Here is a 20,883-nt window from a genome sequence, read left to right as displayed (position 1 = left end):
CATCAATGAAAGGCGATATCGCCGATGACCCGCACGCGAACCCGCCGCGCGCCGCCAGGCAGATAGGCAATCGGGATATCTTCCACCTCAAGCGTCTTCAGGCTCGCTCGCTCCGCTCCAGAAGCAATCGCCGCGTTCTGCGCCTCGGTCTCTGCTTTCGCAAGGGCCTCCTCGCGGCTCAGGCCGGAAAAGACCTGGTCAACCTCGCCGGAAACCTGCGCCATCGCCGCGCCCAGCGCATTGGCAACGCCGGCATTTTCCACACGCAGCACTTCCGACGCACCCGGAACCGTCTCGGGAATCAAAAACGCCCCGCCGCCGACGGCAACCAGCGGCACATCTTCGGCCGAGGTCTTCATCTGGTCGAAACTGTCGGCCACCATGTCACGGATGCGTTGGAGTGTGGCCTGCACGAAAGTCGGATCGAGGCATTTGACACGGTCGCGGTCACCCATCTCGATCAGGCCCGCCGCTACGGCGATGTCCGATGTCGTGAGCGTCTCGCCGCCGAAAACACGGGCCTGCGTCAGGATGCGATAACCGACCGAGCGCGGACCGATCTTGCCCGTCTCAGGATCAACGATGGTGCCGCCGCCGAGCGCAATCGGCAGAAGATCGGGCATGCGGAAGAGCGTGCGCACCCCCCCAATATGGACGATATTGTTCGCCTCGCGCGGAAAACCGCCGACAAGGCAGCCGATATCGGAAGTCGTCCCACCGACATCCACCACCATGGCATCGGTTAGCCCGGTGAGGAAGGCAGCACCCCGCATCGAGTTCGTCGGGCCGGAAGCGAAGCTGTGCACCGGGTTGGCAGCGGCGACATCCGCGAGCGCCACCGTGCCGTCATTCTGGGTCAGATAGAATGGCGCCTTCACACCTGCTTCGCGCAACGCATCCGAAAATGCCTGAACGGTGGTCTTGCCAAGGGTTTGCAGTGCCGCGTTCAGCAGGGCGACGTTTTCCCGCTCCAGAAGCCCGATGCGGCCAAGCGTATGGGAAAGCGTGATGCGTGCATCGGGAATGACCGAACGGACGATTTCCGCCGCCCGCACTTCGCATTCAGTTGTCAGCGGCGAGAAGGTTGCCGAAATGGCGATGGAAGTGATGCCCGCATCGCGGATTTTCATCGCCGCCTCCCGAATTTCATCGGGAATCATCGGCACCAGCGGGCTGCCGTCATATTCATGGCCACCATGGACCATGAAGATCAACGGATCGACAGCATCGTACAAATCTTTTGGCCAGTCGCACATGGGCGGCAGCGAAGAACCGGTCGGCAGAGCGATGCGGATGGCTGCAACCCGTTCCAGCCGGGCGCGCTCCACCACCGCATTGGTGAAATGGGTGGTGCCGATCATTACAGCATCTATCGGTCGGTCCGCCGCGCCGACATGGCCAGACACATGGGCGAGCGCTGCTTTTACGCCCGACAGGACATCCTGCGTGGTCGGAACCTTGATGGAGGCGACAATGGTGTCTCCATCAATCAGAACGGCATCCGTATTGGTGCCGCCAACGTCAATACCGATGCGTTTCATGGGAATACCGATCTGAAGTCAATGTCATAACCGAAGGCGCGCGGACCGACGGCGGCGATGCCGGCAGGCGTCGTCAAAAGCTCTGGTGCCGGCAGGGCGACAACCGTTACGCGCTGGCCGTAACGCACCGATTCCGTACCGATGGCGCCACCGGAAACCGTATCGAGAAGGCAGAGCAGGTCCGGCGTCATCGCGACTGGCTGGCCATCGCGGAAGGCAACGGCCCACTCATTCTGGAATGCGAGCTCCATGCGCGAGCCACGGTCGGCATCGATGCCTTCAATGGTGGTGCTGCCACGCAGGAAACCACCTGTAGTCTCGCGGGCCACGTCCACCACCTTGCCGCGGAACAGCTGCTTGCCGCCCTCGTGGTCGAGAACCGCCTGAACGGGATCGTCATGGCGTGCACGGGCTTCCATCACCGCGCGCCCGAGTTCGGTCGCCTTGGTAACGGTGTAATGAATACCCCACTCCTTCACTTCCTTGCCGGTGCGGGGGGCCTTGCATGTGGCGGCGGTGGAACCGACTTCGGTGCAGACCTTGCGCGAGATGCGCTCCATCCATTTCCAGGAGGCTGCGCGGGTCACGATCACCTCATTGTCGCGCACATCGACCAGCGACAGCGGAAACATCGGCAGGTTGCCGATGGCGAAAGATGTCATCTGCGCTTCGGGATAGGCGCGTCCCATGGCGTCGGCATTGACGACCGGCCGGTCGAGAACGGCGGCGGCGAGGAAAGACGAGAGCGCGTTGGAGCCGCCGATCTCCACACTCATGATCGCCCGGAACGGCTTGCCGAGATAATCCTCCATAACCTCGACGGCACGGGCGAGATGCACGGGATCACCCAGTCGTTCCTGACCGACAAGCGGCGCACCCATCTTGGAGACGACGGCGACCATGTCGTCATCGGCAAGCGCCATGGGATCCATGACCTTGACCCGTCGCCCCTCGGCATAGAGACGCCGCAGATTGAGCGTCGAGATATAGGGATTGCCGCCGCCACCCGTTCCCAGAATCCAGGCACCGGTGGCCAGAGGTTCGATATCGTCTTCCGAAAATTCCTGGATCATGCGTCATCCTCGGGCATGCCGCAGCCTTTCCGGCCGCAGGCGATGCTCCTTCCCTTTGAAGTTCAAAGTCTGCCAACCCCGCCATCTGGGCGGGGCCGGTTTTCATGAGGTCAAGATCACTCCGCCTTGCAGTCCCAATGGAAGTTGGAGAAGTTCAGGTCCCAGCTCTGCATGGGGATGAACTCGTAACCCTGCAGGCACTTGTTCGCCGCATAACGGCGGTTGGGCGCAACGGCCCAGACGTCAGGCTGCAGATCGACGATCTTCGTCTGCAGTTCCTTGTAGGTAGCGTTCTGCTCGTTCACATCAGTGGTGGCGCGAACCTTGTCAATCAAGCCGTCGATTTCCGCGTTCTGCAGCCATTCCATCGACATCCAGGTGCCGGAAGCCTTGGAATGGTACTGGTTGTAGAACATCGAATCCGGCGACGGATAGGTCGGCGAGATATTCACCTGCGTCGATGCCGGCGTTGTTTCGGGCTTGGAAGAAAGCTCGACGATACGGTTCCACGGCTCGGGCTTGATATCGAGCGTGATGCCGATCTGCTCGAGGCTGGACTGCAACAGCAGCGCCACTTCCGCCTCGAAGGCGAGCGAGGCGACGTAGCTGTTGACGAGCGTGATCTTCTGGCCCGCATATTTCGACTTCGCCAGCTCTTCCTTGGCTTTTTCCAGATCGTAGACGCCCGGCTGTATATCGGCATTATGCGCGTCCTTGAACGCGTCGGAAAGCGGTCCCTTCATATCGAAGCCCGGATAGATCACTTCCTGGATCGTCTTGTAGTCGGTCGCATAGGCGATGGCGCGGCGAACGTGGACGTCGTCGGTCGGATAGACCTTGGTGTTGAGCTTGATGACGAAGCCGCCGGCGGTGCGGGTCTGGATCAGCTTGTAACCCTTCATCCGGCCGATGGATTCATAGGTGTCGTTGCCAAGCCCGTGCGAGGAAAGGCCGAGCTCGCCCTTTTCCGCCAACGCCTTGACGGTGGCGTCGTCGCTGGTCTGCACGAAGCGCACTTCATCGATCGGCTTGCCCTTCGTCCAGCCGAGGAAATAATCGGCGTTGCGGGCGATGACCATGTCGGCAGAACGGTTGTAGCTGACCAGCTTGTAGGGGCCGGAGCCGGCGGAATGTTCGCCGACATAAGCCTCGCCCCATTTGTCTTCGGGCTTGGCATTGGCTTCGATCAGCGTCTTGTTCATCGCCATCATCAGCGGCGTCGCCGCCATGAAGGGCGAGAACTGGCGGTCGATCTTCATGACCAGGGTTGCATCGTCAGGCGCGGTCACGTTTTCAGGCTTCAGCACGCCGACGATGAGGTTCGACGGGCCCTTGTTGATGCCGAGCAGGCGCTGGATCGACCAGGCGATATCCGCCGCTTTCACTGCCGTACCGTCCTGGAACTTCGCATCGTCGCGCAGGTGGAAGGTGTAGGTCAGGCCGTCCTCGGAAATCTCCCAGGATTTCGCCAGATGCGGCACGATTTCGCCCTTGGCGTTCACCGTGGTCAGGCCATCATACATATTCACGATGGCCATGTAGCCGGTGTAATCAGTCACTTTCGCAGGGTCGAGCGAGCTGAATATCTGCATGGTATTGACTGCGACCGATACCTTGTCTTCCGCAAGGGCTGCGGAAGAAACAAGCGGCAACGCGAGCGCCGTGCCGAGTGCCAGCGCAGCGAGATGGGAAGAAAGTACAGGCATTTTCATTTTTGTTCTCCTCTTTATTGCGGGTCATTGGCCCGCTTATGGTTAGGCAGCCTTGCTGACCGGAACGGGCAGCGGTGAGAAAGGAATGTCCGTGTAACCGAAGGCCGCCGGGCCAACGACCTCAAGCGCGCGGGCGCTGCGCAGCAGGTCGTGACAGGGAATGGCGATGACGGCCACGCGCTGGCCGTAGCGCAGCACTTCGGTGGTGATCGGATAACCGGTGTCGACATCGAGCAGAACAATCAGATCGGGCACCGTCACTTCCACCTTGCCGTCACGGGAAAACAGCAGGAATTCGTTCTGGATGGCGACGCCTGCCGTCTGGCCGGCGCAATCATCAAAGCCGGAAAGCGTGAGATCGCCGACGGCGAAACCGCCGCGAAGATGGCGCTTCAGATCGGTGATCTTGCCGTTGAAGATGCGCCGCCCGCCTTCGAGCGCGCAGACTGCGGCAATAGGGTCTTCCTGCTGTTTGCGGGCGCGGATCACCGCCTCACCGATGGCAATGGCCTTGGTGTAGGTTTTCGGAATGCCATACTGGTGCACGTAGTGCGCCTGCATCGGCGCGGTCGCCAGCATCGCGCCACCCCCCTGCGAGACGACGCAGGCGCGTGCCATGCGCTCGTGCCAGACCTCGGAAACGGCATGGCTGAAGATGACGGCATTGCCATGCAGATCGCACATCACCGACGGCGTGGAACTATGGCCATAGATGGAGAAGGTGGTCATCTGCATTTCCGGGAATGCCCGGCCCATGCCGTCGCAGTCGAGGATCGGCAGGCCGCCCAGCGCCGCCGTCACCAGCGGGTTCATGGAATTGGAACCCCCTATCTCCTCGCAGACGATGGCGTCAACTGGCGTGCGGATCAGCTCTTCCATCGCCCGCAGGCAGCGCAGGCCTTCGCGACCTTCGCGAATGCGCTCGACGCCGACGACGGGTGCGCCGATACCGCCGATGGACATGCAGAGCGCGTCCGGCTCAATCGCGTCGGTTGCGAGGATCTTCATCTCGTAGCCGGCCTTCATGGCCTCCAGCGCCAGAAGCTTGCCGAGATAAGGATTGCCGCCGCCGCCCGTGCCGAGAATGCCGGCGCCGATTTCCAGCGCGTCGAGATCTTCACGGGTCAGCGTCCGCAATGCCGCGTCGTCATATTTCAGCTTGCGTGTCTCAGCCATGATTGGCTCCCATTTCTCCAACAACTTTCACATGAATGCGGGTGGCGTTGCCGGGCAGGTAAGCCAGCGGCATATCCTCGCGCTCGATCACTTCGAGCGTCGCGGCAATCGCGCCGGCGGCAACCGCCTTTTCGCGGGCCTCCGCTTCTGCCTCGGCCAGTGCGCTCTCGCGCGTGCGTCCATCGACGAGTGAGAAGACCCGGTCGGTCTCACCGCTGATCTGCGCAATGGCCGCGCCAACGGCATTGGCCACCGCGAAATTCTCAGGCCGAATGACATCAAGATCACCGATGCGATCCGGCATCAGGATGGATCCGCCGCCAACGGCGATAACCGGCACCGGTGACGACGAAATGCGGCTGCGCTCCACGCAGGCCTCCAGCATGTCGTTGATTTTGCTCACGGCAGCATCCACGAGCTTTTTATCAAGGCTGGAGACCAGCTTTTTCTCGCCAACATCGGCCTTGCCGGAGGCAACCGCGATATCGGTCGCTGTCAGGGTCGAGCCACCAAAGCACAGCGCCTCGCGGCGGACGCGGTAACCGACGGATTTCGGTCCGACTGTCAGACCGTGATCGCCATTGACCACGAGGGAACCGCCGCCGAGACCGATGGAGAAAACGTCAGGCATGCGGAAATTGGTGCGCACGCCGCCAATGTCCACCGTGGTCGAGGCCTGACGCGGGAAACCGTGGGAAAGCGAGCCAACGTCCGACGTGGTGCCGCCCACATCCACGACGACGGCATCCCTGAGACCGGTGAGGAAGGCCGCACCACGCATGGAGTTCGTCGGACCGGAAGCAAAGGTGAGCACGGGGAAACCGCGCACCACGTCAGCCGCCATCAGCGTACCGTCGTTCTGGGTGATGTAGAAAGGGCAGGTGATGCCCGCAGCCTTCAGCGCTTCGCCGAAAGCCGCAACCGTGCGGTCGGCAAGCGACAGCAGGCTGGCATTCATGATTGCCGCACTTTCGCGTGCAAGCAGGCCATGGCGGCCGATATCCTTGGACATCACCACCGGCAGGCCGGGGCAGCGCTCCTGCAGGATTTCTTTCGCCCGCAGCTCCATCGCATCATTGATGCCGCTGAAGACACAGGTGACGGCAGCGGCCTTCAGGCCCTTGGCGCGGATATCGGCGGCGATGCGAACGATCTCGTCCTCATCGAGCGGCGAAATTTCGCGACCGTCGAATTCGTAACCGCCGCGCACTTGATATCCGTGGTTGCCGACGATTTCCCGGAGGTCATCCGGCCAGTCGACCATGGGCGGCAGGCCGGCACCGGACGGCAGGCCGAGCCGGATGGCTGCAACCTCGTCCATATGCCGGCGCTCGATCACCGCATTGGTGAAATGCGTGGTGCCGATCATCACCGCACCGATGCGCGCCCTGTCTATGCCCGATGCCTCGATGACCTTTTCAAGGGCTTCGATGACACCTGACGTCACATCCTCTGTCGTGGAGGCCTTCACCCCAGCCAGAACGGTCTTATCCTGCAACACAACGGCATCGGTATTCGTGCCGCCGACGTCAATTCCAACGCGATACACGTCAGGCTCCTCTTTCATCAATCGGTCGTTTTGACGAGGAAGCGCATGCGCTCCTCCTCGGTCACCGTGGGTTTGAGACGTTCTTCCTCGTCGGTGACGACGGGGATGGCCGCGATCAGGGCGCGGGTGTAGGGATGGGCCGGTTCGGCGAAGACCGCCGACGTCACGCCCTCTTCGACAATCTCGCCCCGCAGCATGATGGCGATGCGCGAACAGAAATTGCGCATCAGCGACAGGTCGTGCGAGATCATCAGATAGGTCAGGCCAAGCTCCTCGCGCAGCTGCAGCAGAAGGTCGATAACCGTCTTCTGCACGGACACATCGAGTGCGGCCGTCGGCTCATCGAGGATGAGAATTTTCGGCTCGGCCGCCAACGCCCGGGCAATCGCCACACGCTGCTTCTGGCCGCCTGACAGCTCATGCGGATATTTGCCGAGATAGGATTGCGGCAGCCGCACCAGCCCCATCAGTTCCTGCATGCGGTTTTCCCGCGCCTGCCCATCCATGCCGATGGATTTCAGCGGCAAGGCAAGCGTCTGTTTCACCGTGCGTTTCGGATTAAGCGACGTGCCCGGGTTTTGATAGACGATCTGCGTCAGTCGCTTGCCGCGCGCAGGCGCGGGGGCGTCAATGACAAGATTGCCGGAGGTCGGGCGCGAAAGGCCCATGATCATGCGCGCGACCGAGGTCTTGCCGGAACCGGATTCGCCCGCAAGGCCAAAAACCTCGCCCTGCTTCAGCGTCAGGTTCACATCCCGCACGGCATGGTAGCCATTGCGCCGGCCATAAATCTTGTTCAGCCCTTCAATGGTGATAATCGGCTGCCGCGTGCTCTGCACCAGATCGGTGACGCGCGGGCCATAAAGCGGCGGCACGGCATCCAGAAGCGAGCGAGTATAATCCTTGGCGGGGCTATGGAGGATTTGCGTGCAGGGTCCGGTCTCTACGATATCGCCATGATGCATGACCACGACCCGATCCGCCACCTTGCGCACGACGCCGAGATTGTGGGTGATCATCAAGAGCGCCATGTTTTCTTCGGCGACCAGCTCGTTGATGAGATTGAGGATTTCATCCTGCGTCGTCACATCAAGCGCCGTGCCCGGCTCGTCCGCGATCAGGAGCTTCGGCTGGTGCAGCAGGGCAAGCCCGATCAGCACGCGCTGGCGCATGCCGCCCGAAAGTTCGGAGGGATAGGCGTTCATCACCCGCTCGGTGTCGGCAAGCTGCACCCGGCGTAGAACGGCAGCAATGCGGTTGCGACGCTCGGCCTTGGACGAGTTGATTCCATCGCGCTTGTCGGCAAAACGCATGACATCATCGAGATGCGTGCCGATCTTGAAGACCGGATTGAAGGAGGAAAGCGGGTCCTGCATGATCAGTGAAAACGCGGTCCCCTTCAGGGCCTCACGCTCCCTGCGTGGCATGGACAGCACATCCCGGCCATCAATGACGATGGCACCTGACGTGATCGCGGCGTTTTTCGGCAGCGTACCGATGATAGCCTTCGCCGTGACTGACTTGCCCGACCCGGTTTCGCCGATCAATGCTACGCGTTCGCCGGCGGCAACCGTGAAGGCGACATCGCGCAGCACCTGCCGGGTGCGGCCATAGTTGGTGAAGGTGACGTTGAGATTTTCGAGCTTGAGAAGCGGTTCAGTCATGGTTTTAGCTTTCCACGTCGAACATGTCGCGCAGGCCGTCGCCCAGCAGATTGAAGCCCAGCGTCACGTAAAGCACGGCCGCGCCGGGGCAGAGCACTTCCCACCAGAAATCCGGCATGAACTGGCGCCCGTCGGCGACCATCGATCCAAGATCAGGGGTCGGCGGCTTGACGCCAAAACCCAGGAAGCTCAGCGTCGCACCGAACAGGATGACGAAGGCGGCATCGAGCGTCGTCTTGACCGATATGACCGAAACGCAATTGGGCAGGATTTCGCGGAAGAGGATGTGCAACGGGCCTGCACCGGCAAGACGTGCCGCTTCGATATAGTCTTCCGAGGCGATGGACTTCGACACCGAATAGATCAGCCGCGCATGCCAGGTCCACCATAGCAGCGTGATTGCGATCATGGCGTTCGTCAGCGTCGGTTCCAGGAGGTTGGACACTGCGAGTGCCATGACCAGTGGCGGCATGGCCAGCATCACATTCGTCAGGCCGCTGATGAGTTTTTCGGTCCAGCCGCCGAAATAACCGGCGATCAGGCCAAGCACCGTGCCGACGGGAACCGAAATACCGAGCACGCCGATGACGAGAAGCAGAGAGACGCGGAGCCCGAAGATGGTGCGGGAAAAGATATCGCGCCCGGCCTTGTCGGTGCCGAACCAGTGTTCGAGATCCGGCGGCATGTGGCGGGCGCGGAAATCGACAACCGCGCCGATATGTTTCGGATAGGGCGTAAGCCAGGGTGCAAAGACCGCCAGTACCAGCACCGAGAGAAGGATCAACGAGCCGATCACCGCCGCCGGATTGCGGCTGAAGCGATACCACATCATGTAACCGGCGCTTAAGCCGCGATCAGTGGGTTCAAGCATTTTCATATCGGCCATCAGCGAGCCTCCTTGCGGCGCAGGCGCGGGTCGATGATCGAGATCAGAACATCCACGATCAGGTTCGCAACGATGAAGAACAGGCCGGCCACCAGCACCACGGCGGTCACGGCGTTGAGGTCTTTCTGCAGGATGGCGTTGAGCCCATAGGAAGCAAAACCGCCCCAGGCGAAGACCATCTCGATCACGAAGGCATTGCCGATCAGCGACGCGAATTCGAGACCCATGATCGTCAGGGGCGCGATGGAAGAGAGCTTCAGCAGGTAACGGAAGATGATGACCCGCTCCGGCACGCCGAAGCTCTGCAGGGTCAGCACATGGTCCTTGCGCTGGTTCTCGATCATCGAGGAGCGCGTGATGCGGGTGATCTGGCCGATGCCGGCCATGGAAAGCGCGAAAGCCGGCAGCGCGAGATGTTTCAACGCATCGAGCACGACGTCGAAACGTCCGGCCAGCACGCCGTCGACGAGGATGAAGCCGGTCGGGCCGCCCTGCCAGCCGAGCGCGTGGTCGAGCCTGCCGATGATCGGCCAGCCGGAGAGAAAGCGCGCTGCCAGCAATTGCAGCGTGATGGCGAAGAGAAAGCTTGGGATCGTGACCCCGGTAAGCGACAGGATGCGACCGATATGATCCAGCGGCCGGTCGCGATAATGCGCCGTGATGACGCCGAGCGGGATGGCGACGAGGAACATGAAGATGACCGAGACCAGCACCAGCTCCACGGTGGCGGGAACGGTCTGCGCGAGATCGGTCGTAACCGGACGCTGCGACACCAGCGAAAAACCAAGATCACCGTGCAGCGCGTTGCCGATATAATCGAGATATTGAACGGCGAGCGGCTTGTCGAGGCCCATCTGCCCGCGCAGCGCATCCACCTGCTCCTGCGTAGCCGCCGGACCCAGCGCCATGCGGGCGGGGTCTCCGGGCACCACGCGGGCGAGCACAAAAATCATGATGGACAGGGCAATCATGACCATCACGAAAGTGCCGAGCCTGTTCAAAATCGCGATCAGCGGATGTTGCTGCATCGGTGGAACGTTCCTTGTGCATCGGTTGCCTGAGCACAAGTTTTCACCACATGGCCATTCGAACAATCGCTGAAAGGTATAGTTTTTTGAAGAATGAGTATAGGTTTTTTGAGACTGATATCCTATCCCTTTCCCATGACGCTGCTGCCCCGGACCCACCTCTGCAATCGCATCGCCAGCGAAACCGCAGGCGTGGTGTTTCTGCGCGCACCGGCGGGTGCGGGAAAAAGCGTATTGCTCGAGACGCTGGCAAAGGAACTCGGAGCCCAGATATGCCGCACGCACCAGCCGCAAAGCGATGACGCGGTCAATGGCAACCTGCTGTGGGACATTCCAGTTTTTGCAAGGGCGGTACGCATGCCAGCCCCCATTCTGGAATCGGTGCGTTTCGTCGTCATCGCCTGCCGGCCGGACCAGAGGATCAGCGGCATGGCGCGTCACATCCTGCATCACGGCTCGCTCACCATTGGACCGGAAGAACTCGCCTTACGGCCAGATGAGGCGGACGACCTTCCGCCCGGGCAACGACGGCTGGCGCTCGAGGATTACGCGGGATGGCCGGCCTTTCTTTCGCTGGCGCGCCTGCCGGATGACACGTTATGCGCCGACTATCTGCGCGAAAGCTATCTGCCCCATCTCACGCCCGCCCAGACCGTCGAGCTTTCCTTCTGGCTCGAAAACCCTTCCGCCGCCCCAGATGCTGACTGGGCCACGCTTCTTCCGCCCTTTCTGACGGGAAAACCCGACAATCACCACACACTGATACGGCTCCTAACGATCGCGGCAAGAGAACGCCTCGCCACCCTGCAGGCCGGCAGCGCCGTGGTGGAGGTCGCCTCGGCCTTCGAAAAGGCAGGGCATTCGCTCGCAGCCATGGCGATGCTGCTCGATCGCGGTTACGAGACCCATGCCGCGCAAATCCTCGAACGCGCCCATGGGCGGGAACTGATCTACCGAAGCAGCGTCGACAGGTTTCGCGAAATCATCATGCGGTTTTCGCAGGATATGATCACCTCCAATGAAACCGTCCTTTTCGCGGTTACCCGCGCCTTGCTGAAACAGGGCGAATTGCAGCGCGTGCGCCATCTGCTCGGCAAAAGCCTCGGCTCGGATTACCTTGACCCGCTGAAGGTGCTAGCCCGCGGCTCGCGGTTTTCCTTCGCCGCCCGCACCTTCCGGCTGAACCTGATGATCGCCGAGGACCTGACGCCCAATGACGCGGTGATAACGCGGCTTGGCGAGTTCATGGCGGATTACCCCATGGACGATCACGGAAAATGGGCGGCCTATTACAATGCGCTGCTCGAATTCGAAATCCGCCGTCGCAATTTCCGCGAGGCAGAGGCGGCCGCCGCCCGCGCGCTCATCTATCTGCGCAAAATGGGCGGACAGCCTCTGCTCGAATTCTTCATCCATCTGCACCAGATCGTGCTGCGGCTGATGAGCGGCGATGTGCTTCTGGCGCGCCGGGCGGCGCAGGAAGCGCGCGTACGGCTGGAACAGGTGCCGCATGATGCCGTGCAGGAGTTCCGGATGCTGCGACTGGCGGAAGCCTGCCTTGCCTATGAGGCCGGAAAACCGCGCGACCTGCTGCATTTCGTCGAACATGATTTCGATCATTTCGCCGCCGCCGAAATCTGGCCGAGTCTGATGCAGTTTGCACTGCATTACGCCTCGCAGGTGCTGATCGACCATTTTCCGATGACCGTTCGCCCGGGTTTTCTGGACGGACTCTGGATTCATCTGTCGGAGGGGTTGCAGTTTCATGCGATGATGGAGATCAGAACGGCTATCGCCTATCAGAACGCCAACCGTTGGGCAGATGCCGCAGCGACGCTTTCAGCAGTTCGCATGCCCATGGGCCGAAACTGGGTGGAGAGCGCCCACGAAGACCTCTCCCGCCTGACACGTCGTGATGAAATCGCCTATGTCATGGCCTGGCTGCGCGATGCAGTGCATCTGTTCACACCCCGCGCCTATCTCTCCCGGCAGATCGATGCGATGATCGCCAATCCAAAGGTCACCAATCGCGAGACGGTCGCACTGAGAATCTGGCAGAGCTATGCCGCGCACCAGCGCCGTGACAACGCCGCCGCCCGCGCGCATATACTGACTGCGCTTGAATCGGCGACCCGCCTTGGCTGCAACGGTGTGCTGTCGGAAGAGCGCGTCTTCCTTTCGCCGCTTCTCAACAACCGCCGCATCCGCAGTTTCATCGAAACCTCATCCGATGTCCGCACCGCGCTGTCTATTTTCGCCGCCTCGGTGAACTCACCGCAGGCCCGAGCGCTGCATGGCGGCCTTTCTCAACGGGAAGCACAGATGCTACAACTATTGGCCAGCGGCATGTCGAACAAGAAGATTGCTCAGACGCTCAACATCTCGGAAGTGACCGTGAAGTTTCACCTTGGCAACCTGTTCCGCAAGCTGGATTGCAAACGCCGCGCGGAGGCGATCCGCGCCGCGAAAGCACTGGGCTGGTTATGAGGTTCAGCGGTTATTCTTCTTGCGCCATTCGGCAAAGGCCGTCTGGTGCTCTTCCTTGGTGCAGGGGTAAAGACCGATGATCGTCTGGCCGGCCTTGACCTGCTCCACCACGAAATCCTCATAGGCTGTCATTTCAACCGCTTCCGTCGCCACTTCATCGGCAATGCCCGCGGGGATGACGATGACGCAATCGGCATCGCCCACGATGATGTCGCCGGGAAAGACCGGTGCATCGCCGCAGCCGATGGGGCCGTTGATCTCGATAGCCTCGTGTTTGGTCAGATTGGTGGGGCTCGAAGGGCGGGTGTGGTAGGCCGGAATGTCCAGCTCGGCAATGGTGGCCGCATCCCGGAAACCGCCATCGGAAACGATGCCCGCACCACCGCGAACCATCAGACGCGTCACCAGAATATCGCCGGCCGAGGCGGCAGAGGCATCCTTGCGGCTGTCCATGACAAGCACGTGGCCCGGCGGGCAGGTTTCGATGGCAACGCGCTGCGGATGGGCGGGATTGCGGAATTCAACGAGCTGGTTGCGATCCTCTCGGGCCGGCATGTAGCGCAGGGTGAAGGCCGGGCCCACCATGTTCTTGCCCTTGTAACCCAGCGGGCGCACGCCCTGAATGACCTGGTTTCGCAGGCCGCGCTTGTAAAGCGCTGTCGCCAGCGTGGCGACGGAAATCGTCATCAGTTTTTCGCGCGTTTCATTGTTCATGTCTGTTTCCTCGCAATGGCCGGATGGATGTGTTTCAAGTCCTGTGAATGGGCTCATCGATAAAAATGCCGCCCTGATATTTTGCGATTGCTGCCTCGGGGCCGGGGCGCGGTACGTCGCGCTCGATTTCAGCCCGGTAGCGCGCGGCATTGTCGCCCCGCTGCCAGCCGAGAAAATCGACATGGGAATTGTCCCACCAGCTGTCGTCATTGGCCGAAACGCCCCAGATGACCGGGCAGCCGAGTTTTGGTACGCGGAAGGTCGCCTCTATCAGAGAGACGAAGTCGCCATAGCTGAGCCAGGTCGACAACATGCGCCAGTTCGTGGGTTTCTCGTCACAGGAGCCGATACGCACGATAGCCGTCTCCTGTCCGAATTTGGAATGGTAGAGGCTTGCCATGGCCTCGCCGAAAATCTTCGAAACCCCATAGAGGCCATCAGGCAGAAAAGGCGTCTCAGGGCTAAGTTGCTGCCCTTGCGGGTAATAACCGATCGTGTGGTTGCTGGACGCGAACAGGATGCGAGGTTTGCCGTGCGCCCTCGCCGCCTCGTAGAGATTGTAGACACCACGCAGATTGGCAGCCTCGATGGGATCAAACGCCCTTTCTACGGAAACTCCGCCGAGATGGACGATGCCGTCGCAATCCTTGACCAGATCGTAAACTGCCTGCTCATCCTCCAGCGCGCAGCGGACGAGCTCTTCATGCGGCGCTGGCGAACCGAGATCAACGACGTCGGACAGGCGAATGGTTTCGGCAACATGGCCAAGCCTTCCGCGCAGCATGCTGCCCAGCTTGCCGCCGGCACCGGTGATGAGCAATCGCTTCAACATGATGGCGCCTCTTAGAAAATATCTGGCTCGCCGGCGGAACGGCCAAAATCCGTCTGCAGGAAGTCGAAGTCGCAGCCCTGATCGGCCTGCGTGACGTGTTTCGAAAAGAGATAGCCATAGCCGCGTTCATAACGCGGCGCAGGCGCCTGCCATGCCCGCCTGCGCTCTGCGATTTCCTCTTCGCTGACCAGCATGTCGAGACGTCGCTGCGGCAAATCGAGGCGGACGATATCGCCGGTTTTCAGAAGCGCCAAGGGACCGCCAACGAAGCTTTCCGGTGCGACATGCAGCACACACGCACCATAAGACGTGCCGGACATGCGGGCGTCTGAGATGCGCAGCATATCGCGGTGGCCTTTTTTGATCAGCGCCTTTGGAATGGGCAGCATGCCCCATTCCGGGAAGCCGGGGCCGCCGAGCGGACCGGCATTGCGCAGCACCAGCACATGATCGGGCGTCACATCGAGATTTTCATCGTCGATGGCGGCTTTCATTTCCGGGTAGCTGTCAAACACCAGCGCCGGACCCTGATGGACATGGAGTTTGGGATCGCAGGCGGCGGGCTTTATGACGGCGCCGTCAGGGCAGAGATTGCCGCGCAGCACCGCAAGCGAACCTTCCGCATAAACGGGATTGTCAAGCGAGCGGATCACGTCGTCATTATAGACTTTTGCACCCTCGAGGTTTTCGCCCATGCTGCGGCCGGTCACGGTCAGCACGGAACAGTCGAGACGACTTTCCAGCTGCTTCATCAGCGCCCTCAGGCCACCGGCGTAAAAGAAGTCCTGCATCAGATAGTCCTTGCCGGAGGGGCGGACATTGGCGATGAGCGGTGTAACGCGGCCAAGTTCGTCCAGCTCGTCCAGCGTCATCGGCACGCCGGCGCGGCGCGCCATGGCGATGAGGTGGACGACGGCATTGGTGGAACAACCTGTCGCCATGGCGACGATGGCAGCGTTGCGGAAAGCTGCCGCCGTAAGGATGCGGTTCGGTGTTAGGTCTTCCGACAGCATCTCGACAATGCGGCGGCCACAGGCTGCGGACATGCGCTGATGTTCGGAATCGACTGCCGGAATGGAGGAGGCACCCGGCAGGGTGATGCCGAGCGCGTCGGCAATGGCCGTCATGGTCGAGGCCGTGCCCATCGTCATGCACACACCGGCAGAACGGGCGATGCCGCCCTGCACGCCACGCCACTCCTCGTCCGTAACATTGCCTGCGCGGCGCTCATCCCAATATTTCCAGGCGTCCGAACCCGAGCCCAGAACCTTGCCGGCATAATTTCCGCTCAGCATCGGGCCGGCGGGCAGATAGATCATCGGCACGCCGGCCGAGATTGCCCCCATGACAAGGCCCGGCGTCGTCTTGTCGCAACCGCCCATCAGCACCACGCCATCGAGCGGATGCGAGCGGATCATTTCTTCCGTCTCCATGGCCAGCATGTTGCGATAAAGCATCGATGTCGGCTTAGTGAAGCTCTCATCGACGGAAAGCGACGGCATTTCGACGGGGAAACCACCCGCCTGCAACACGCCGCGTTTCACATCCTGCACCCGCTCCGGAAAGTGCGAGTGACAGGTGTTCAGCTCCGACCAGGTGTTGAGGATGCCGATGACGGGTTTGCCGATAAAATCCTCCTCCGCATAACCCAGCTGCATCATGCGCGAGCGGTGGCCGAAGCTGCGCAGGTCGTCGGGTGCGAACCAGCGGTCGGAGCGGAGTTTTTTATCGGTCATGTCATTGGTCCTACGTTGCGGGTGGTGCCTAAGGCTGTCAGTCCTGCCGGAGCGTCAGCCCGCTCGTCGTGTCGAAAAGGTGGACGTGTTGAAGTGGCGCCGACAGGCGGATGACTTCGCCCGCCGATGTCGAGGTCTGGCCAGAAAGATGCAGTGTCACCGGGGTGCCGTCACCGAGATTACCGTAGAGATAGGACTCCCCGCCCAGCTGTTCTGCGGTGCGTACGGACATCGTCAAAGCGCCGCCTTCGCCCGGCTCCACATGGTTCGGGCGGATGCCGAGCGTCACCTTCTGGCCGGGCTTATAGGCAAAGCCGGTCTGTGGCAGCGGGATAGTCTCGCCCGTCGCGATTTTAAGCGCAGGTGTCGCGTCCGAAGTCACTTCCCCTGCAAAAAAATTCATCTTCGGCGAGCCGATGAAGCCTGCAACGAAAATATTGGCCGGGCGATTATAGAGATCGAGTGGCACGCCGAACTGTTCCAGTTTGCCAGCGCGTAAAACGGCAATCTTGTCAGCCATGGTCATGGCCTCCACCTGATCATGTGTCACATAGATCATGGTATTACCAAGACGACGGTGCAGGCTGGAAATTTCGCCGCGCATATCGACGCGCAGTTCCGCATCGAGGTTGGAAAGCGGTTCGTCGAAGAGGAACACGCGAGGTTCCCGCACGACGGCACGGCCGATGGCAACGCGCTGGCGCTGACCGCCCGACAGATCCTTGGGGCGACGCTCGAGAAGCTGATCAATCTGCAGCATCTTGGCGACTTGGGCGATCTTTTCGGCGATTTCCTTCTTCGGCGTGCCTATATTCTCAAGACCGAAAGAGAGGTTTTCGCGGACCGTCATATGCGGGTAGAGGGCGTAGGACTGGAATACCATGGCAAGGCCGCGGTCCGCAGCCGGCACCGTATTGACCACATCGCCGCCGATGACGATGTCACCACCGCTCAACTCTTCGAGGCCCGAGATCATGCGCAGCAGCGTCGACTTGCCGCAGCCGGATGGGCCGACGAACACGCAGAATTCGCCGTGCTTGATATCGAGATCGACGCCCTTGATCACATCGAGGGCGCCATATGTCTTTTTGACCTGACGAAGCTCTATACTTGCCATTGTCGTATTTCCTCCCTGAGGATTATTTGCCGCCCGTGGACGCAATGCCGGTGGCGATATATTTTTGCAGGAACATGAAGACCAGCGCGATCGGGGCGAGTGTCAGCACCGTCATGGCCAGAAGATTGCTCCATTCCGTCGTCATCTCGCCCTGGAAGGAGTTGAGCGCCAGCTGCAGGGTGAAGTTGTCGTTGCGGGTCAGCACGATCAGCGGCCAGAGGAAGTCGTTCCAGCGCCACATGATCGCAAGGATCGCGAGAACCGCGAGCGCCGGTGCTGAAAGCGGCAGGATGATGCGCCAGTAGATTTTCCACTCGCTGGCCTTGTCCATGCGCGCCGCATCGAGGATCTCGTCCGGGATCGTCAGCATGTATTGCCGCAGCAGGAAGACGCCCGTGGGTGTCGCGGCACCGGGAATGATGACGCCCCAAAGACTGTTGATCAAACCGAGCTGGCTGGTGATGAGGAACAGCGGCACAAGCACGACGGTCTGCGGGATCATCAGCGTGCCGACCACCAGCGCCAGCACGGCGCCCCTGCCCTTGAACTGATATTTCGAGAGCGCGAAGGCCGCCATGGAATTGACGATCAGCATGATGATGGTCGATGTCACCGTGATGAAGGTCGAGTTCCAGAAATAGAGCGGGAAATTGAAGCGCTGGAAAAGCTCGGTGTAGTTTTCCGTCGCCAGCGCCACTTTTTCAGCCGGCTTCAGTTCGTTGAACTGCATCTTCAGCACTTCCGCCGGCTTGGCGGGATCAACCACCTGCGCCACGAGGCCGATACGCCTGATCACGCCGAGCTTGCGGCCATCCTTGTCGACATAGGCCGGCAGCGGATTTGGCTGCCCGTCCACCACCATGGTTTCCTGGCTATAGGGCAGCAGCCGTGGCGGAAAGCGCTGGAGATCGGCTTCCGTCTTGAACGACGAGAGCACCAGCCAAACGACAGGACCGAACATCATCAGCACGGCCACGCCGAGATAGGCGTAGGACAGCCAGTCGGTCCAATGCAGCTTGCCGTTACGGCCGCGGGTACGGGTCAGAAATGCGCCAATCCTAGCCATCGACCTTGCTCCTGTTTGCCCGGAATTGCAGGGCGGTCAGCACCACGAGCACCACGGCGAGCAGCAGCGAAGCGGCGGCCGCAAGTCCGAAATTCCGGGGCGTCCCGGCAAAGCCGGTCTGATAGATGAATTGAATGATGAAGGTCGTCGCCGAACCCGGGCCACCGCCGGTAAAGGCAAAGACTTCATCGAAAGTCTGCACACCCTTGATGACCGACAGGACAAGAACGACGAGCATGGTGGGCGCAAGCAGCGGCAGGGTAATGCGCCGGAAGATGCGCCATGGGCTTGCCTTGTCCAGCTGCGCCGCCTCGTAGACATCGCGCGGGATCGCCTGAAGGCCGGCGAGGAGAATGAGCGTGTAAAAGCCCATATGCGCCCAGACCGACAAGAAAACGGACCAGCCAAAGGCAAGATTGGCCTCGAGCAGCCAGTCCACCGAACCGAGGCCTAAGCCTTCCATCGCCGCATTGAGAACGCCGAAACGCTGGAGAATCCACTTCCAGATCAGCGCGACCACGACGGGCGACAGCAGAACCGGGAAGAAGAATACCGCACGGAAAAAGCCGCGCGCCCGGATATCGCGGTTCAGCACGATGGCCGTGATCAGCGAAAAGCCGACCATGAAACCCACCTGCAGCACGACGAAGAACAGCGTGTTCCAGACGGAGCGCCAGAACAGGTCGCGCGCACAGGAATTGGGATCAAGATAATTCTGACAGGAAAGAAGGACCGAAAAGTTTTCGCCGCCCACCGAAGGGCGCTCGGAAAGCAGTATGTGTTCGCTGCCGGTCACGGAATAGGCCATGTTCAGCAGGATCGGCAGGAAGGCGAAGACCGCAAACAGGATCAGGTTGGGCGTCAGAAACACCCACGCAATCCGCCTGTGGCCAAGGACCTTCTGCAGGAAGGAAAAAGGCAGTTCGACAATGCCCATGACGGGCGCAAGAAATTTATACATGAGGGTCCTCCTTCGATCCGGCGCGGCGCGGCATACATCGCGCCGGAAGGCGATGGATCACTTCGCCTGTTTCAACGCTTCCTCAAGGTCCGTCTTCGCACGGGCCATGGCCTCATCAACGGTGCTTTCACCGACGATCGCCTGCGTGATGCGCTGGACTGAGATGTTGAACATGGCGCGGTTGTTCTTGTAGCCCTGGTAGGCGTAGGCAATCGGGCTGAGACCGGGGATCTGGTCCAGCCATGCATTCATGGCCTTCTGCGTCGCAGGCGTCGCACCGGTATAGGTCACGCCCTTGTCAGCCACCGACTTGTTGGCCGGAACGTTGCGAGTGCGCACGGTGAAGTCGAGATAGTTCTCGTCCTGAGCAAGGAAGTTCAGGATGTCGGCAACGACCTTCGGATTCTTGGTCTGCTTGAAACCGACGATGCCGGTGCCGCCAGGCATGCCGGTGCAGGCTGCGCCACCGCAGGGCTGCGGCACGACTTCCCAGTCAAAGGCATCGCCCACCTGGCTGTCGAAGCGCGCCGTCTGCCAGCTGCCGGAATAATAATAGACCAGCTGGCCGTTGATGAATTCCTGCGCGGCGTCACGGTAGGTATTGCCGCCCTGCCCGGCCCAGACGTCACGCGCCATGGTGCCGTCCTTGTTCCACTCCACGAACTTCTTCACGAACGTCGTGAAGCCTTCATCGACGAGGATCGGCTTGCCGTCGGCATCGAAAATCTTCGCGCCGTAAGAAATGGCCGGGCCGGCGATGCGGTGGCCGGAGCGGTCAATCGCCATCGGATAAGGTGTGCCCGTTGCCTTGGCGACGGCCGTGGCGGCCTTTGCCCAGTCATCCAGCGTTGCATCCTTGCCGGGAACAGCGACGTTTGCCTGATCGAACAGGGTGCGGTTGATGAAGGCGCCGGTGATGGTCAGCTGCGTGTGCATGCCGTAGATGCCCTTGTCGTCAGGGCCGCTGCGGTACCATTTCAGCACGTTGGAGAAGTTGTCTTCCCAATATTTCGCATCCACATAGGGCGTCAGATCGAGATAGTAGCGGTTGAGGCCGCCAAGATCGGTCACGGTTGCGAAATCAGGGCCGCTGCCGCCGGCGAGCTGAACGGGCAGACCTTCCAGCAGCGCCTTGTAGGGCACGACATCGGTGACGATCTTCACATCGGGATGCTGCTTTTCGTAACGCGCGAGAATATCTTTGAGGATTTCGCAGCCGTTACCGTCATAAGCGCAGGTGAAGCGCACTTCCTGGGCCGCCTGCGCGGCACCGGCAAAGGACGCCGCGCCAATGGCGAGCGCCAGTGCCATGCTGTATTTTCTGGTCATCTGGTTTCCTCC

Annotated in this window: 16 protein-coding genes; 1 reads left to right on the top strand and 15 read right to left on the bottom strand. The window is 60.9% G+C overall.

Annotated elements, in window-relative coordinates; genetic code table 11:
* Positions 1-2: 2 nt before the first annotated feature.
* The 8 genes from HQN82_RS20865 to HQN82_RS20830 form a co-directional block, all read right to left on the bottom strand.
* Positions 3-1,541 carry a hydantoinase/oxoprolinase N-terminal domain-containing protein gene (locus HQN82_RS20865; protein ID WP_173615806.1) on the bottom strand — a complete coding sequence of 513 codons (1,539 nt, stop codon included), beginning with the start codon at positions 1,539-1,541 and terminating at the stop codon, positions 3-5.
* Positions 1,538-2,614, bottom strand: coding sequence for an S-methyl thiohydantoin desulfurase family protein (locus HQN82_RS20860; RefSeq protein ID WP_006698622.1), 1,077 nt, complete (start codon positions 2,612-2,614; stop codon positions 1,538-1,540). The genes HQN82_RS20865 and HQN82_RS20860 overlap by 4 nt, the downstream gene beginning before the upstream one ends.
* A 116-nt stretch (positions 2,615-2,730) precedes the next feature.
* On the bottom strand, positions 2,731-4,326 hold the full coding sequence (locus HQN82_RS20855; RefSeq protein WP_173615805.1) for an ABC transporter substrate-binding protein: 1,596 nt from the start codon (positions 4,324-4,326) through the stop codon (positions 2,731-2,733).
* A 42-nt stretch (positions 4,327-4,368) separates the two neighbouring features.
* Entirely contained in the window at positions 4,369-5,502 is a 1,134-nt protein-coding gene (locus tag HQN82_RS20850) for an S-methyl thiohydantoin desulfurase family protein (RefSeq protein ID WP_173615804.1), read from the bottom strand.
* Positions 5,495-7,051: a hydantoinase/oxoprolinase N-terminal domain-containing protein gene (locus tag HQN82_RS20845; RefSeq protein WP_173615803.1), complete on the bottom strand. Its 1,557-nt coding sequence runs from the start codon at positions 7,049-7,051 to the stop codon at positions 5,495-5,497. The genes HQN82_RS20850 and HQN82_RS20845 overlap by 8 nt, the downstream gene beginning before the upstream one ends.
* Positions 7,052-7,068: 17 nt before the next feature.
* The gene (gene nikE, locus HQN82_RS20840; protein WP_173615802.1) at positions 7,069-8,715 is read right to left on the bottom strand and encodes a nickel ABC transporter ATP-binding protein NikE; all 1,647 of its coding nucleotides are present in this window, start codon (positions 8,713-8,715) and stop codon (positions 7,069-7,071) included.
* Between the two features lie 4 nt (positions 8,716-8,719).
* Positions 8,720-9,601 (bottom strand): ABC transporter permease, encoded by an 882-nt coding sequence (locus tag HQN82_RS20835; RefSeq protein ID WP_006698626.1) that lies wholly within the window; start codon positions 9,599-9,601, stop codon positions 8,720-8,722.
* Positions 9,601-10,629 (bottom strand): ABC transporter permease, encoded by a 1,029-nt coding sequence (locus HQN82_RS20830; protein WP_173615801.1) that lies wholly within the window; start codon positions 10,627-10,629, stop codon positions 9,601-9,603. Before HQN82_RS20830 ends, HQN82_RS20835 begins: the two co-directional genes overlap by 1 nt.
* A 135-nt stretch (positions 10,630-10,764) precedes the next feature.
* Between HQN82_RS20830 and HQN82_RS20825 the strand changes: the two genes are divergently transcribed.
* Positions 10,765-13,116, top strand: coding sequence for a helix-turn-helix transcriptional regulator (locus HQN82_RS20825; RefSeq protein ID WP_173616033.1), 2,352 nt, complete (start codon positions 10,765-10,767; stop codon positions 13,114-13,116).
* 3 nt (positions 13,117-13,119) lie between these two features.
* Here HQN82_RS20825 and HQN82_RS20820 read toward each other — a convergent pair whose 3' ends face one another.
* From HQN82_RS20820 to HQN82_RS20790, 7 genes are read right to left on the bottom strand one after another with little or no spacing between them, the layout of a single operon-like run.
* Positions 13,120-13,830, bottom strand: coding sequence for a ribonuclease activity regulator RraA (locus HQN82_RS20820; RefSeq protein WP_003506768.1), 711 nt, complete (start codon positions 13,828-13,830; stop codon positions 13,120-13,122).
* A gap of 34 nt (positions 13,831-13,864) precedes the next feature.
* The gene (locus HQN82_RS20815) at positions 13,865-14,662 is read right to left on the bottom strand and encodes an NAD-dependent epimerase/dehydratase family protein (protein ID WP_173615800.1); all 798 of its coding nucleotides are present in this window, start codon (positions 14,660-14,662) and stop codon (positions 13,865-13,867) included.
* Between the two features lie 11 nt (positions 14,663-14,673).
* Complete coding sequence (gene araD / locus HQN82_RS20810; protein ID WP_173615799.1) at positions 14,674-16,398, bottom strand: L-arabinonate dehydratase; 1,725 nt, start codon at positions 16,396-16,398, stop codon at positions 14,674-14,676.
* A gap of 37 nt (positions 16,399-16,435) precedes the next feature.
* Entirely contained in the window at positions 16,436-17,515 is a 1,080-nt protein-coding gene (locus tag HQN82_RS20805) for an ABC transporter ATP-binding protein (protein WP_173615798.1), read from the bottom strand.
* A gap of 22 nt (positions 17,516-17,537) precedes the next feature.
* Entirely contained in the window at positions 17,538-18,581 is a 1,044-nt protein-coding gene (locus HQN82_RS20800; protein ID WP_173615797.1) for a carbohydrate ABC transporter permease, read from the bottom strand.
* Positions 18,574-19,542: a carbohydrate ABC transporter permease gene (locus HQN82_RS20795; RefSeq protein ID WP_004438359.1), complete on the bottom strand. Its 969-nt coding sequence runs from the start codon at positions 19,540-19,542 to the stop codon at positions 18,574-18,576. The genes HQN82_RS20800 and HQN82_RS20795 overlap by 8 nt, the downstream gene beginning before the upstream one ends.
* Positions 19,543-19,599: 57 nt before the next feature.
* Positions 19,600-20,871, bottom strand: coding sequence for an ABC transporter substrate-binding protein (locus HQN82_RS20790; RefSeq protein ID WP_173615796.1), 1,272 nt, complete (start codon positions 20,869-20,871; stop codon positions 19,600-19,602).
* Positions 20,872-20,883 lie beyond the last annotated feature (12 nt).

This window comes from Agrobacterium pusense (assembly GCF_013285525.1).
Taxonomy (GTDB): Bacteria; Pseudomonadota; Alphaproteobacteria; order Rhizobiales; family Rhizobiaceae; genus Agrobacterium; species Agrobacterium pusense.
This window is presented reverse-complemented; position numbering and strand designations above follow the sequence as displayed.

What these genes read in the sequence shown, in the direction of transcription:
- HQN82_RS20865 (WP_173615806.1), bottom strand. Translation starts at nt 1,541, where the DNA reads ATGAAACGCATCGGTATTGACGTTGGCGGCACCAATACGGATGCCGTT.
- HQN82_RS20860 (WP_006698622.1), bottom strand. Translation starts at nt 2,614, where the DNA reads ATGATCCAGGAATTTTCGGAAGACGATATCGAACCTCTGGCCACCGGT.
- HQN82_RS20855 (WP_173615805.1), bottom strand. Translation starts at nt 4,326, where the DNA reads ATGAAAATGCCTGTACTTTCTTCCCATCTCGCTGCGCTGGCACTCGGC.
- HQN82_RS20850 (WP_173615804.1), bottom strand. Translation starts at nt 5,502, where the DNA reads ATGGCTGAGACACGCAAGCTGAAATATGACGACGCGGCATTGCGGACG.
- nikE (WP_173615802.1), bottom strand. Translation starts at nt 8,715, where the DNA reads ATGACTGAACCGCTTCTCAAGCTCGAAAATCTCAACGTCACCTTCACC.
- HQN82_RS20835 (WP_006698626.1), bottom strand. Translation starts at nt 9,601, where the DNA reads ATGGCCGATATGAAAATGCTTGAACCCACTGATCGCGGCTTAAGCGCC.
- HQN82_RS20830 (WP_173615801.1), bottom strand. Translation starts at nt 10,629, where the DNA reads ATGCAGCAACATCCGCTGATCGCGATTTTGAACAGGCTCGGCACTTTC.
- HQN82_RS20825 (WP_173616033.1), top strand. Translation starts at nt 10,765, where the DNA reads ATGACGCTGCTGCCCCGGACCCACCTCTGCAATCGCATCGCCAGCGAA.
- HQN82_RS20820 (WP_003506768.1), bottom strand. Translation starts at nt 13,830, where the DNA reads ATGAACAATGAAACGCGCGAAAAACTGATGACGATTTCCGTCGCCACG.
- HQN82_RS20815 (WP_173615800.1), bottom strand. Translation starts at nt 14,662, where the DNA reads ATGTTGAAGCGATTGCTCATCACCGGTGCCGGCGGCAAGCTGGGCAGC.
- araD (WP_173615799.1), bottom strand. Translation starts at nt 16,398, where the DNA reads ATGACCGATAAAAAACTCCGCTCCGACCGCTGGTTCGCACCCGACGAC.
- HQN82_RS20805 (WP_173615798.1), bottom strand. Translation starts at nt 17,515, where the DNA reads ATGGCAAGTATAGAGCTTCGTCAGGTCAAAAAGACATATGGCGCCCTC.
- HQN82_RS20800 (WP_173615797.1), bottom strand. Translation starts at nt 18,581, where the DNA reads ATGGCTAGGATTGGCGCATTTCTGACCCGTACCCGCGGCCGTAACGGC.
- HQN82_RS20795 (WP_004438359.1), bottom strand. Translation starts at nt 19,542, where the DNA reads ATGTATAAATTTCTTGCGCCCGTCATGGGCATTGTCGAACTGCCTTTT.
- HQN82_RS20790 (WP_173615796.1), bottom strand. Translation starts at nt 20,871, where the DNA reads ATGACCAGAAAATACAGCATGGCACTGGCGCTCGCCATTGGCGCGGCG.